Source organism: Enterobacter cloacae complex sp. 382A5, from assembly GCF_050031095.1.
Taxonomy (GTDB): Bacteria; Pseudomonadota; Gammaproteobacteria; order Enterobacterales; family Enterobacteriaceae; genus Enterobacter; species Enterobacter cloacae.
Genome location: NZ_JBLGVK010000001.1, coordinates 2,782,312 through 2,794,921 on the forward strand (window position 1 = coordinate 2,782,312; position 12,610 = coordinate 2,794,921).

Annotated in this window: 12 protein-coding genes; 5 read left to right on the plus strand and 7 right to left on the minus strand. The window is 53.1% G+C overall.

What is annotated here, in order from left to right; all coding sequences use genetic code 11:
* Window positions 1–365: 365 nt before the first annotated feature.
* A complete protein-coding gene (locus ACQG2G_RS13120) occupies window positions 366–1,205 on the plus strand; it encodes a benzoate transporter (protein WP_061772751.1) in 840 nt (279 codons plus the stop codon).
* A 1,314-nt stretch (window positions 1,206–2,519) separates the two neighbouring features.
* Here the strand turns inward: ACQG2G_RS13120 and ACQG2G_RS13125 are convergent.
* Genes ACQG2G_RS13125 through yobA form a run of 3 tightly spaced genes read right to left on the minus strand, consistent with a single transcriptional unit; the run spans window position 2,520 to window position 4,117 of the window.
* Complete coding sequence (locus ACQG2G_RS13125; protein ID WP_013096105.1) at window positions 2,520–2,858, minus strand: YebY family protein; 339 nt, start codon at window positions 2,856–2,858, stop codon at window positions 2,520–2,522.
* 16 nt (window positions 2,859–2,874) lie between these two features.
* Window positions 2,875–3,744 (minus strand): copper homeostasis membrane protein CopD, encoded by an 870-nt coding sequence (copD, locus tag ACQG2G_RS13130; RefSeq protein ID WP_061772750.1) that lies wholly within the window; start codon window positions 3,742–3,744, stop codon window positions 2,875–2,877.
* A gap of 1 nt (window position 3,745) precedes the next feature.
* On the minus strand, window positions 3,746–4,117 hold the full coding sequence (yobA, locus tag ACQG2G_RS13135; protein WP_020690820.1) for a CopC domain-containing protein YobA: 372 nt from the start codon (window positions 4,115–4,117) through the stop codon (window positions 3,746–3,748).
* Between the two features lie 137 nt (window positions 4,118–4,254).
* On the opposite strand from yobA, the gene ACQG2G_RS13140 reads away from it, so the two are divergent.
* The 3 genes from ACQG2G_RS13140 to exoX all read left to right on the plus strand — a co-directional run bounded on the left by ACQG2G_RS13140 (window position 4,255) and on the right by exoX (window position 5,931).
* On the plus strand, window positions 4,255–4,485 hold the full coding sequence (locus tag ACQG2G_RS13140) for a DNA polymerase III subunit theta (RefSeq protein WP_061772749.1): 231 nt from the start codon (window positions 4,255–4,257) through the stop codon (window positions 4,483–4,485).
* 109 nt (window positions 4,486–4,594) lie between these two features.
* On the plus strand, window positions 4,595–5,245 hold the full coding sequence (locus ACQG2G_RS13145; protein WP_061772748.1) for a carbon-nitrogen hydrolase family protein: 651 nt from the start codon (window positions 4,595–4,597) through the stop codon (window positions 5,243–5,245).
* 23 nt (window positions 5,246–5,268) lie between these two features.
* Window positions 5,269–5,931 (plus strand): exodeoxyribonuclease X, encoded by a 663-nt coding sequence (gene exoX / locus ACQG2G_RS13150; protein ID WP_013096100.1) that lies wholly within the window; start codon window positions 5,269–5,271, stop codon window positions 5,929–5,931.
* Here exoX and ptrB read toward each other — a convergent pair.
* Window positions 5,928–7,988: an oligopeptidase B gene (gene ptrB, locus ACQG2G_RS13155; protein ID WP_020690816.1), complete on the minus strand. Its 2,061-nt coding sequence runs from the start codon at window positions 7,986–7,988 to the stop codon at window positions 5,928–5,930. The genes exoX and ptrB overlap by 4 nt on opposite strands.
* An 85-nt stretch (window positions 7,989–8,073) precedes the next feature.
* The gene (locus ACQG2G_RS13160; RefSeq protein WP_020690815.1) at window positions 8,074–8,721 is read right to left on the minus strand and encodes a tellurite resistance TerB family protein; all 648 of its coding nucleotides are present in this window, start codon (window positions 8,719–8,721) and stop codon (window positions 8,074–8,076) included.
* 170 nt (window positions 8,722–8,891) lie between these two features.
* Between ACQG2G_RS13160 and purT the strand changes: the two genes are divergently transcribed.
* Window positions 8,892–10,070: a formate-dependent phosphoribosylglycinamide formyltransferase gene (gene purT / locus ACQG2G_RS13165; protein ID WP_040019983.1), complete on the plus strand. Its 1,179-nt coding sequence runs from the start codon at window positions 8,892–8,894 to the stop codon at window positions 10,068–10,070.
* 42 nt (window positions 10,071–10,112) lie between these two features.
* Here purT and kdgA read toward each other — a convergent pair whose 3' ends face one another.
* A complete protein-coding gene (gene kdgA, locus ACQG2G_RS13170) occupies window positions 10,113–10,754 on the minus strand; it encodes a bifunctional 4-hydroxy-2-oxoglutarate aldolase/2-dehydro-3-deoxy-phosphogluconate aldolase (RefSeq protein WP_029882310.1) in 642 nt (213 codons plus the stop codon).
* A gap of 39 nt (window positions 10,755–10,793) precedes the next feature.
* Window positions 10,794–12,605, minus strand: coding sequence for a phosphogluconate dehydratase (edd, locus tag ACQG2G_RS13175; protein WP_061772747.1), 1,812 nt, complete (start codon window positions 12,603–12,605; stop codon window positions 10,794–10,796).
* Window positions 12,606–12,610 lie beyond the last annotated feature (5 nt).

A 12,610-nucleotide genomic window follows, 5' to 3' on the forward strand; every position in this document is an offset into this window, starting at 1 on the left:
CATTATTGAGAATTAAATTCATACATTCGGTGAGGTATGTCAAAGAGAGGAAGCCATTTATTTATCTTAAATTGATAATATGTTAGGGCACGATATGGACTCATATACTAGATTAATCTAGTTATAAAGGATATTTATTCTACATCATATCCATCAACACATTCTTGTGTCGAATTTTTCGTCCCAACAAATAGCAACCGCGACAAGGGCGCCTCCAGATCCAACTCTGTAGATTCAACTTTAAAATTACAAAGCTACGCGCTATTGCATATGGCATGGCTGCTCAGTTAGCATTAGGTGAATTCGGACTGGCGAAGGTGCCGGAAAAATGCGCTTAACGAGCGCGAGTTTAAAGGATTTTCATCATGATTTATGACTGTTTTCTCTACTACGACGAAGATATGCTTCTCGATATCAGACTGAATACGCTATCGGCTGTGGTTGATCGCTTTGTTATAGTTGAATCCACACACACTTTTACTGGTTTACCTAAGCCTTTAAACTTCGACAGTAAGAAATTCGATGCATTTAAAGATAAAATAATTTATATCATTTATGATGAAAAACCTATTTTTAAAGAAGATGGTCACGTGGATGCCTGGGTTAACGAAGAACATACACGAAATGCCATAATGAGAGGACTCAAAAATGCTTTTGACAGTGATTTGGTTATCATATCAGATATCGATGAAATACCTTCTCCAGACTCGATACTCAAAGTTGACAGTTCCAGGTTGTGCACAACAATGATAATGAATTTCTATAATTACCAGTTTAACCTACAGGTATTTAATGCAGATGGTCAACCCAGGTTATGGGAGTTACCAAGGGCAACCTCATTTAAAAATCTTAAAGGTTTCTTTGAAGGGAGTCCTGAAACTCTAAGAAATATAAAGAAAAGCAAAATAAAAAGCAACTTCTTAAAATGGAATGTTTTTAAATTTTTTAATAAAAAAATACCTAATGCTGGATGGCATTTTTCTTGGATAATGACACCAGACCGGATTTCAGAGAAAATGAATTCGATATCTCACACTGAATATAATTTACCTGAATTTAATAATAAAGCACATATTATTGACGCTTTAGAAAAAGGTAAAGACATATGGGGAAGAGAAAGGGTCATGAGAAAAATGGCGCTAGATGAGCAATTCCCTGATTATTTAGTAAAAAACAGAGAACGATTTAGAGAATTCATCCTTTAACCCCCCCCCCTTCATAGGGGGGATTAGCAAGACATTGCTTATTTGAAACCACGCCTTACAATTATACAACACATTACATTCGCTCTTATGAACCCTTTAATACCCCTTAACTAATGTAATTATATTCAGGCGATGGCGTAAAGTCCCACAAAATAAGACATATGCATCACTCGCTTACAACTGCATCATTATAAAAATCAAATTTGCCCCCACTGATTTAATCATTTCGAATTCAGACTAATGTACTGTGACACACAAGGAAATACCCCTTGGAGTTTAATTATTTTCGATTCATTTTTGACCGGCAATGCTACCTATTTTAGCTTATTTTTTCGGCAAGAATTCCTCCATTATTTATTATTTTACAATCAAACACCTTAAAATCTTTTGCTATTGTGCCTTTCTATCATTAACCTTCTACGATTTCACTGCCACCAATTAGTTATTTATTCAATGATTCCTCATTCGTTATAGCGCCATCCCCTCGCCTTTTCCTGTCCCGCTTGTCAGCCAACCACCATACCTGGTAATGCAATTGTTCGGCACAAATGTTTCAACACATTTTCTGTCATGCTAAAACAAGGTCTGGCGATATCGACATTCATTAGAAAATGCGTGTGATTTGAGCAGCATGTTTCGAAAATTAGGGCGTATATGGACATCACGCACAGACGATTTTCATAGTGCGTGTCAGCGAGCAGAAGCGACAGTCAAGGGTATCCATAAGAGCTGCAGTTACATAGCAACACTCATGACCGGAACCCCATGTATACGCAGCCTCCCAGGATGAGCTGATTCGTGATATTTAACCTCCACCAGTAACCTGAAGTTTAATCGAAGCAGGTTACCGGTGAAGTATCGATTGACAGTGCAGATCATTGATGACGAAGCCATGAAGGATGAGCGAAAAGCATCTGGAAAGCAGAAAAAAGAATTCGTGATGATCTAAGAGTTTGCGTGTAAATGAATTGTGAATGTTAAAAACGGTGTGGTATAACGGGAATTACCGAATGTTGAAGTTCGGACAACTTTCGGACGGAGAGCCGCAAGTGACTGAAATAAAAAGCAGATAAAAAGAGACCGAATACGATTCCTGTATTCGGTCCAGGGAAATGGCTCTTGGGAGAGAGCCGTGCGCTAAAAGTTGGCATTAATGCAGGCTAAGTCGCCTTGCCTTTTAAGAATAGATGACGACGCCAGGTTTTCCAGTCCACAGCTAAAGCGGCCGGAAAAAAAGCGTCAAAACATCAATAAATATGAAAAACCGCAGTGCTTTCGCAAGCCACTGCGGTTTTTTTTACTGGAAACCGAAAGCTAGCAGAGCTTGTCAGCGCGTTCGATAAACGGCGCCAGACTCATTTTCTGCCCCGGGCTGGACGGATCGTCTATCTGGATAACGCTGATAGGCTGTCCGCTGCTCTTACCGCTGGCGACCTGCTGTTCGGCCGCGTCGTTTAACGGGTATTGCACCAGCGTGCTTGGGTTGATGGCATACAGCGCATGACCCGGACGGCAGGTCAGCATCACCTCTTCACGATTGAACGCCCATTTATCCTTACCCACTTCAAAACGGCTGACGGTAATAACCTGCGGTGCCGCCAGCGCGCTACCCGTGCAGGCCAACAATAAGAGAGAAAGTACTGTCTTTTTCATATGCTTTTTAACCTTGTCAAAAGGGTTCCCAGGTGGCGAACAGGCTGACTGTTGCCAGCACCAACGCCCCCAGCACCACCTCTGCCTGTGTCATCCTGATAAAAATCTGTTGTTCGCGCCCGATGTGGGCACCAAACCGTGGCACCAGAAAATACCGATTCACCAGCGCAATTACCACCATCAATGCCACCAGCGCACATTTGAACAACAATAGTTGCACGTAGCCCGCGTGCCAGGGCACCGTAATGCCCAGAATAAAGAGCCCATTGATCGCGCCGGTAAGCACGACCCCCGCTACGGCATAATGCCCCACGCGAGAGAAGCGCATCATGGTGTAAATTGCCGCAACCCGCCAGCGCCCTTTCGCCAGATGCATGCAATACAGCAGCGGCAGGAGGCCGCCAACCCAGGTGGCGGCACAGAGCAGATGCAGAGCGTGATTGATACGCTGCAACGCCCCCGCTGCACCGTCGTTCATTGCCGCATGCCCTACGCCTGCCAGCAGAACAAATTGCCCCATGGCGAGCAGCAAGAGTCGCGATCCTTTCTGAGGCGCAAGCCAGGCGACACAGGCCGCAATTACGCCCAGAATAATTTGCCACAACCACACGCTACCAAACTGCGTTGCCAGCACGCTCTGCCAGACGTTCGGGTTAAACACGTCTCCCCAGCCGTTGCCCATGAGTCCCGCCTGGATCATGAACATCAGGAGCGCCGACAACAGACTGACCATAGACGCAATCTGCTGCTGCGCCTGAAAACGACAGGACATCAGACGGTACAAAGAAGACGGCGCGAACCAGACGCTATACAGCGCATTACCAAAAATCAGCATCAGCGCGCCGAAATGGATAAAGCGCAACCCTACGTAGATGAAGGCCAGCATATTATTTCACGCTGAAGCGATAGCTGCCTTTGGTTTTGTGACCATCTACCGAGACCACATGCCAGTCAACCTGGTACGTGCCGGTCACCAGCGTCTGCTCCAGCGGAACATGGAACTGGGCCTTATTCTGCTCGTCACGCTGTATATCACCGGTTTTAACCACGTTCCCCTGTGCATCCTTCACCACGACACCGCTGAATCCGGGTTCAATGCCTTCGGAAAAATTAAGGGTAAGCGCCTGAGGAGCTGCTACCTGGCTATCGGCTGCCGGGATTTGCTGCTGGAGGTGCGCATGCGCCAGCACCGGGGTCGCTGTAACGGAAGAGAAGAGAAAAGCCAGCGCGCATACCGCGCGGGAAGCGGATAAACCCATCGCAATCATTCCTTTTTGTTATGCCTGTATGCTAAAGAATAACGCTGTATAATAATCGAGTCGAGGATCATCCCACCTCCGCTTGTCATCATCGTGCAATCGCGGTAACGTTGCCGCCGCATAAAAAGGAGAAGGTAATGAAGATCAATCTGGCTGCCCTTCCTCAGGACGAGATGGATAAAGTGAATGTCGATCTCGCTGCCGCAGGTGTCGCGTTTAAAGAGCGTTACAACATGCCAATCGTGGCTGAGGTGGTGGAACGTGAACAACCCGCCCATCTGCGTGACTGGTTCCGCGAACGTTTGATTGCGCACCGACTCGCGTCGGTCAATCTCTCTCGTTTGCCGTACGAACTTAAAGTTAAATAAGCTTAACGACTCGTTACACTTCCTTACGCGGAATATGCCAGGATAAGAAAACCCTGATTAGTTTAGGTGTATTCTTAAATCCTGCGACTCTGTGTATAAGGAAGTCACGATGTCACAATGGAATATTGCCGCCGCCCAGTATGCCGGGCAGCATCACAGTGTAGATGACCACGTAGCGCACCATCTCCGTTTCGTTGCGGAAGCGGCACAACAGCGGTGCGATCTCCTGGTCTTTCCTGAACTCTCGTTAACAGGACCGGGAAGGACGGACCTACCTCCCCCACCCGATGACGCACAGCTGGTCCCTTTGCTCGCCGCCGCAAAGCGTTACCGAATCACCATCATTGCCGGTCTGCCCCTTGATTTGAATGGTCAGCGCGTTAAGGGCCTCGCCCTGTTTTCGCCATCCCGGCACAGCATCCTGCGCTACCCCCAGGGAAGCGGAGCCAGCCTGGTGCCGGGTGATAAACAGCTGACGATTGTTGATACGCATGCCGATTCCCCCAATCTGGATCCGCAGGCGACGCTATTCACCAGCTGTCAGTCGGTGGGCGATACCCGCTGGCGCCAGTCCATCAACACGTTGCAGCGCTTCGCGCACAGGTATGCCATTGCCGTGTTAATGGCGAACGCCCGTGGCGGTAGCGCGCTGTGGGATGAAAAAGGCCAGCTGATTGTCCGTGCGGATAAGGGCGAACTATTATTGACCGGATCTCTGGGCCGACAGGGTTGGCAAGGCGATATCATTCCTTTAGGCTAAGCGTTTTAGCTCAGGAGCGTTCAATGCTGCGCGTCATCGATACCGAAACTTGCGATCTTCAGGGCGGAATAGTGGAAGTGGCGTCAGTTGACGTCATTGACGGTAAAATCGTCAATCCAATGAGCCATCTGGTGCGTCCCGACCGCCCGATTAGCCCGCAGGCGATGGCCATTCATCGCATTACAGAATCGATGGTGGCGGATAAACCCTGGATTGAAGAGGTCATTCCGCACTATTACGGTAGCCCGTGGTATGTCGCGCACAACGCCAGCTTTGACCGCCGGGTACTGCCCGAGATGCCCGGCGAATGGATTTGCACCATGAAGCTGGCGCGTCGTCTGTGGCCGGGGATCAAATACAGCAATATGGCGCTGTATAAATCGCGTAAGCTCAGCGTCAGAACGCCCGAGGGGCTGCATCATCACCGCGCCCTGTACGACTGCTATATCACCGCGGCGCTACTCATAGATATTATGAATACCTCTGGCTGGACGCCGGATGATATGGCGACGATCACCGGGCGACCGGCGCTGCTGACCACCTTCACATTTGGCAAATACCGCGGCAAAGCGGTGTCCGATATCGCCGATAAAGATCCGGGCTATCTGCGCTGGCTGTATAACAACCTCGACAAAATGAGCCCGGAGCTTCGCTTAACGCTCAAGCACTATCTGGGTGAAGCTTAACTTCCGGCACGGCCTGGCAGCGTTTCCTGCGCCAGGCCAATCAAAAAGGCATACTCCAGCGCGACCCCTTCATACGATTTGAATCGTCCCGATTTCCCGCCGTGTCCGGAGTCCATGTCGGTACAGAGTAGCAGCAGGTTATTATCGGTTTTCAGCTCCCGCAGCTTCGCCACCCATTTTGCGGGCTCCCAGTATTGCACCTGTGAATCGTGCAGGCCGGTGGTCACCAGCATGTGCGGATAGGCTTTGGCTTCCACGTTATCGTACGGGCTGTACTCTTTCATATAGCGGTAATAGATCTCGTCCTGAGGATTCCCCCACTCTTCAAACTCACCGGTCGTCAGCGGAATAGACTCATCCAGCATTGTGGTCACCACGTCGACAAACGGAACCTGCGCGATAACCCCTTTGAAGCGGTCAGGACGCTGGTTAATGGCCGCACCCATCAGCAGCCCTCCCGCACTGCCGCCCATGCCAAAGCAGAGCTGCGGATCGCCATAGCCCTGCTCTATTAGCGCATCGCAGACGTCGAGATAGTCGTTAAAGGTGTTTTTCTTCTTCAGGAATTTCCCGTCTTCGTACCAGTGCTGGCCCAGCTCGCCGCCACCGCGCACGTGGGCGATGGCGAAAACAAAGCCACGATCGAGCAGGCTTAATCTGCTGCTGCTGAAATCGGCATCCATGCTTGAGCCGTAGGATCCATACCCGTAGACCAGGATCGGGTTTTTCCCTTTCTGAAAATGCGCCTTGTGATAGACGAGCGAGACGGGCACCTCAACGCCATCCCGGGCGGTGACCCACAGGTGTTCGCTTCGGTAGTTATCGGAATCAAACCCTTTTACCTCAGACTGCTTAAGCACCTGACGTTGTCCGGTCTCCATGTCCAACTCAAACAGCGTATCCGGCGTGGTCATTGACGAGTAGCCATAGCGCAAGCGGGAAGATTCCGGCTCGGGATTAAACCCAATCCACGTAACATAGGCCGGATCGTCAAACGCAATCCCGATGACCTCCCGCGTTTTGCGGTTAATTTGCCGCAGGCTGGTCAGCCCCCGCTGGCGCTCTTCCACCACCAGCCAGTCGGTAAAGAGGGTAAATCCTTCCAGCATCACCTGTTCCCGCGCAGGAATGAGCACTTCCCATTTCCGTTCATCGCGTACTTTGGTTTTATAGAGGCCAAAGTTTTTGCCCTCGCGGTTAGAGCGCAGGTAAAAGCTGTGCTGGAAGTGATCCAGGCTGTACTCATGATCTTTACGACGCGGCAGGAAGCAGAGCGGCTGCGCATCAGGCAGCTCGGCATCAAGGAGCAGAACTTCAGAGGTGGTTGCGCTGGCGAGGAAGATAATCACATAGTGGCGTGACGACGTTTTATGCAGACTGACATAGAACGTTTCATCTTTCTCTTCGTAGACCAGCTCGTCATCATCCGCACTGGTGCCGACGGTATGACGCCATACCTGATAAGGCAGCAGCGTGGAGGCATGTTTCTTCACGTAATAGACGGTTTCAGAATCATTCGCCCAGACAAAATCCGGCGAAACGTTCGCAATCATCTCCGGATACCAGTTACCGGTTTCCAGATTGCGAAAACGCAGGCCGTACTGACGCCGGGAGAGGTAATCTTCCGCCAGCGCCATAATGGCGTTATCGGGCGAGACCGACATGCCGCCCAGCGTATAAAACTCGCTGTGGGCAGCACGCTGGTTGGCATCCAGCAAAATATCCCATTCATCCCACTCGGCGCTTAACACCGACTGACGCTGGTAGATGGGATATTCATTACCTGGCTCGTAGATATGGCGATAACGATAGCCGTTTTTGGTCCAGGGTGCGGAGACATCGCGCTGGGGAATACGCTGCACCATTTCATTCAGCAACTGATCCTGCAGCGCCTGCTGGCTGGCCATGACCTTGCGGCCATAGTCATTTTCCGCGTGCAAATAGTCGAGCACCTCTGGCCGGGAACGCGAATCGTCCCGGAGCCAGTAATAGTTGTCAATGCGCGTATCGCCATGCGTGGTGATCGCATAAGGAGTACGTCGGGCTTTTGGTGGCATGTCATGTTTCTTTTGAGTTTTACACCCTATAAGGTTGGCAAAACACGCGCATGATGCAAGCGAAACATGACCGCGACGGTGACAGTTAACCCGCTAACGCCTGTTTTTGCTCCCTGATATCCTTCTCAATGCCGTCGCGCACGTCCTGAGGGATCTTCAACGCGTCGCCGAGGGCATTGAGGTAGCTGCGCTCCATAAAGTGGTCAATATCAATGGCGGCACAGCTTAAGAAATAGAGTTCAAGCGCCTCCTCCTCATTCTTTACGCTTTGCGCAAGGCGCTGCGGATCCAGCGGCTGTTCGATGGCCTGAGCCACCAGCGTTCTGCCCTGCTCTTCCACACCGGCCTCCCGCAGCTGCTGCTCAATCGCCGACCGTTCTTTATCGTCGATATGCCCGTCACTTTTCGCGGCAAAAACCAGCGCAAGGATCAGCCGTTCAGTGCGCAGATCCAACGGTGACGTGTGCTGACCATAATCGGGTTCATCGCTATGTGCGGTTCGTACTCTGTCCTTGTATTTGTTCCACAGAACCGTGCCCGCAATGGCTCCGCCACCGGCCAGTAACGCGCCGGTGCCATATTTTGCCAGCAACTTGCGCGAGGATTTATTCGCCACCAGCAGGCCCGCCAGCCCGCCGAGCGCCCCGGGGACCAGTTTGCTCAGCCCCTGCTCGCCGGATGGCGACGTTTTCTGCCCTAACAGTGATTGCAATTGATTTAACCAGCCAGACATGGTTTCCCTCACTTAACGGTGTACATGTTCCACAGCGTAAGCGAGCAGGCGTCAGGAAATGTCTGGCGGGGCTAAAGAAGCGCAAATTTCTTCCCCGCGCACCGGCCCCGATCAAGACACACGCAAACGTTTTCGTTTATACTGCGCGCAACTTTTTCAGGGGGATTGTTATGACTCGTTTAGGAACCGCGCTGCGACCAGCGGCGACGCGTGTAATGCTGTTGGGATCGGGTGAACTGGGCAAAGAGGTCGCCATTGAGTGTCAGCGTTTAGGCGTGGAAGTCATTGCCGTAGACCGGTACGCCGATGCACCCGCCATGCACGTTGCCCACCGTTCTTATGTGATTAACATGCTGGATGGCGATGCCCTGCGCGAGTTGATTACGCGTGAGAAACCGGATTTTGTCGTACCGGAAATCGAAGCCATCGCCACCGATACGCTGCTTGCCCTTGAACAGGAAGGCCAGCGCGTGGTGCCCTGTGCAAAGGCCGCGAAGCTGACCATGAATCGCGAAGGCATTCGTCGCCTGGCGGCGGAAGAGCTGGGATTACCCACCTCTGGCTATCGATTTGCCGGCGATAAAGCTGCTTTCCTGCAGGCCGTTGAGGAGATTGGCTATCCGTGCATCATTAAGCCGGTGATGAGCTCCTCCGGTAAAGGGCAGAGCTTCATCCGCGACAGCAGCACGCTGGACAAGGCGTGGGATTATGCCCAACAGGGCGGTCGCGCCGGAGCCGGTCGCGTGATTGTTGAAGGCGTGGTGAAGTTTGATTTCGAAATTACCCTCCTGACCGTCAGTGCCGTTGATGGCGTCCATTTCTGCGATCCGATTGGACACCGTCAGGAGGATGGCGATTACCGTGAATCCTGGCAGCCGCAGCAGATGAGTGCCCTGGCGCTGGCGCGCGCGCAGGAGATCGCCCGTAAAACGGTGCTGGCGCTGGGCGGTTACGGCCTGTTCGGCGTGGAACTGTTTGTCTGCGGTGATGAGGTGATTTTCAGCGAAGTGTCCCCTCGCCCGCACGATACCGGGATGGTGACCCTGATTTCCCAGGATCTCTCCGAGTTCGCCCTGCACGTGCGCGCGTTCCTCGGCCTGCCGGTTGGTGGTATTCGCCAGTATGGTCCGGCCGCCTCGGCGGTGATCCTCCCGCAACTGACCAGCCAGAACGTCACCTTTGACAACGTTGAAGGCGCGGTTGGGGCAGGTCTGCAGGTTCGCCTGTTCGGGAAACCGGAGATCGACGGTACGCGTCGACTGGGCGTGGCATTAGCCACTGGCGATAGCGTGGATGATGCCGTGGCAAGGGCGAAAGCTGCCGCTGCCGCGGTTAGCGTTAACGGATAAAAAAAACGGGCCTGATGGCCCGTTTTTCATGATGCGAGGTGCTTACTGCTTCGCACCTTCAACCGCTTCGCGAGCCAGTCTGGTGATGCGATCCCAGTCGCCTGCTTCCAGGGCATCCGCCGGTACCAGCCAGGAGCCGCCGATGCACAGCACGCTCTTCAGCGCCAGGTAATCACGGTAGTTGGCCGGAGAGATGCCGCCCGTCGGGCAGAAACGCACCTGAGAGAAGGGACCCGCAATCGCCTGCAGCGCTTTGGTGCCGCCGTTGGCTTCTGCCGGGAAGAATTTGAACTCTTTCAGACCGTAGTCCATGCCCAGCATCAGTTCAGAAACGGTGCTGATCCCGGGGATCAGCGGGATGGTGCCCTCGGTTGCCGCTTTTAACAGCGGCTCGGTCAGACCCGGGCTGATGGCAAACTGCGCGCCCGCTTCGGTCACTTCAGCCAGCTGTTTTGCGTTCGTAACGGTACCCGCACCAATGATGGCATCCGGCACTTCTTTAGCGATTGCGCGAATCGCGTCCATCGCGCAGGCGGTACGCAGGGTCACTTCCAGAACGCGAACGCCACCCGCAACCAGCGCTTTCGCCATCGGTACCGCGTGCTCCAGTTTGTTCACCACGATAACCGGCACAACGGGGCCTGTGGTCAGGATTGCTTCTGCACTTGTTTTCCAGTTTTTCATCAGAGTTTTCTCTCGCCAGATCGATAAAATCAAGTCGTCTTAAAACGTAATACAGGTTGCGCCCTGCTCCGCCCCGGAGAGTTTCTCACGCAGCGCGCCAAACATTTCGCGTCCGGTTCCCACGCGCGATGCGCTCAGGTCTGGAATATGCGGCTGACGGGCCGCCAGCTCGGCTTCGTCCACCAGCAGGGTTAACTCACCTGTCTGGCCATTGACGCGGATGATGTCGCCGTCACGCACCTTAGCCAGCAAACCACCATCATACGCTTCAGGCGTTACGTGGATGGCTGAAGGCACTTTACCTGAGGCACCCGAGAGGCGTCCATCGGTGACCAGTGCAATTTTGAAACGGCGGTCCAATAATACACCAAGTGGTGGCATAAGTTTATGTAATTCTGGCATCCCGTTCGCTTTAGGTCCCTGATGACGCACCACCACCACGCAATCTTTGTCGAGAAGGCCCGCATCAAAGGCAGGTAAAACATCATGCTGGCTCTCAAAGACCACTGCCGGGGCTTCAATCACCTGGTTCTCTTCCGGCACGGCAGAGGTTTTCATCACCGCGCGTCCCAGGTTGCCGCTCAGCACTTTCGTGCCGCCGTGGCGTGAGAACGGCTGTTCGAAGGTAGCAATGACCTGCGGATCAAGAGAGGCGCTCGCCCCATCACGCCAGTCCAGCTCACCGTTGTTCAGCCATGGCTCAAGGGTATAGCGATGCAGACCAAAACCCGCCACCGTGTTCACGTCTTCGTGCAGCAGACCGCCCTTGAGCAGCTCACGCATCAACACCGGTACGCCACCGGCGGCCTGGAAGTGGTTAATGTCTGCCGGACCGTTCGGATACAGGCGCGCCATCAGCGGCACCACGGAAGAGATGTCGGAGAAATCATCCCAGTTGATCAGGATGCCAGCCGCACGTGCCATTGCCACAAGGTGCATGGTGTGGTTGGTTGAGCCCCCTGTCGCCAGCAGGGCCACGATGCCGTTGACGATCACTTTCTCGTCGACCATTTTACCCAGCGGCATCCACTCGTTGCCGTTCCCGGTCAGACGCGTCACCTGACGGGCGGCGGCTTCGGTCAGAGCCTTGCGCAGCGGCGCATCGGGTTGAATGAAGGAGGAGCCCGGAAGCTGCATCCCCATAAATTCCACCACCATCTGGTTGGTGTTGGCCGTACCGTAGAAGGTACAGGTACCCGGCGCATGGTAAGAGGCGGCTTCCGCTTCCAGCAGCGCCTGGCGGTCTGCTTTACCTTCGGCATACAGCTGGCGGATACGCACTTTTTCTTTGTTTGGCAAACCGCTGGCCATCGGACCTGACGGCACAAAAATGGCCGGAAGATGACCAAACGACAGCGCCGCCATGGCGAGCCCGGGGACAATCTTGTCGCACACACCGAGGTACAGCGCGCCATCAAACATATTGTGAGACAGACCGACCGCTGCAGACATGGCAATGACTTCGCGGCTCAGCAGCGACAGCTCCATCCCGTCCTGCCCCTGGGTCACACCGTCACACATGGCCGGTACGCCCCCCGCCACCTGGCCCACCGCATTCACGCTGTGCAGCGCTTTACGGATGATGTCCGGGTACACTTCGTACGGCTGATGCGCAGAGAGCATGTCGTTATAGGAGGTAATGATGGCGATATTGTTACGCAGCATGCTCTTTAATGAGGCTTTGTCTTCAGGCTGACAGGCGGCGAAACCGTGCGCCAGGTTACCGCAGGCCAGCTGCGAGCGGTGTACGGTATTGGTCTTAGCCTGTTCAATGCGGGCGAGGTAGGCCGAACGGGTCTCTTTCGAGCGCTCGATAATGCGTTGTGTTACGCGTAACAATGTCGGATTCATAAAAG

Coding starts and splice junctions, on each gene's coding strand:
- ACQG2G_RS13120 (WP_061772751.1), top strand. CDS start 366: ATGATTTATGACTGTTTTCTCTACTACGACGAAGATATGCTTCTCGAT.
- ACQG2G_RS13125 (WP_013096105.1), bottom strand. CDS start 2,858: ATGAAAAAGACAGTACTTTCTCTCTTATTGTTGGCCTGCACGGGTAGC.
- copD (WP_061772750.1), bottom strand. CDS start 3,744: ATGCTGGCCTTCATCTACGTAGGGTTGCGCTTTATCCATTTCGGCGCG.
- yobA (WP_020690820.1), bottom strand. CDS start 4,117: ATGGGTTTATCCGCTTCCCGCGCGGTATGCGCGCTGGCTTTTCTCTTC.
- ACQG2G_RS13140 (WP_061772749.1), top strand. CDS start 4,255: ATGAAGATCAATCTGGCTGCCCTTCCTCAGGACGAGATGGATAAAGTG.
- ACQG2G_RS13145 (WP_061772748.1), top strand. CDS start 4,595: ATGTCACAATGGAATATTGCCGCCGCCCAGTATGCCGGGCAGCATCAC.
- exoX (WP_013096100.1), top strand. CDS start 5,269: ATGCTGCGCGTCATCGATACCGAAACTTGCGATCTTCAGGGCGGAATA.
- ptrB (WP_020690816.1), bottom strand. CDS start 7,988: ATGCCACCAAAAGCCCGACGTACTCCTTATGCGATCACCACGCATGGC.
- ACQG2G_RS13160 (WP_020690815.1), bottom strand. CDS start 8,721: ATGTCTGGCTGGTTAAATCAATTGCAATCACTGTTAGGGCAGAAAACG.
- purT (WP_040019983.1), top strand. CDS start 8,892: ATGACTCGTTTAGGAACCGCGCTGCGACCAGCGGCGACGCGTGTAATG.
- kdgA (WP_029882310.1), bottom strand. CDS start 10,754: ATGAAAAACTGGAAAACAAGTGCAGAAGCAATCCTGACCACAGGCCCC.
- edd (WP_061772747.1), bottom strand. CDS start 12,605: ATGAATCCGACATTGTTACGCGTAACACAACGCATTATCGAGCGCTCG.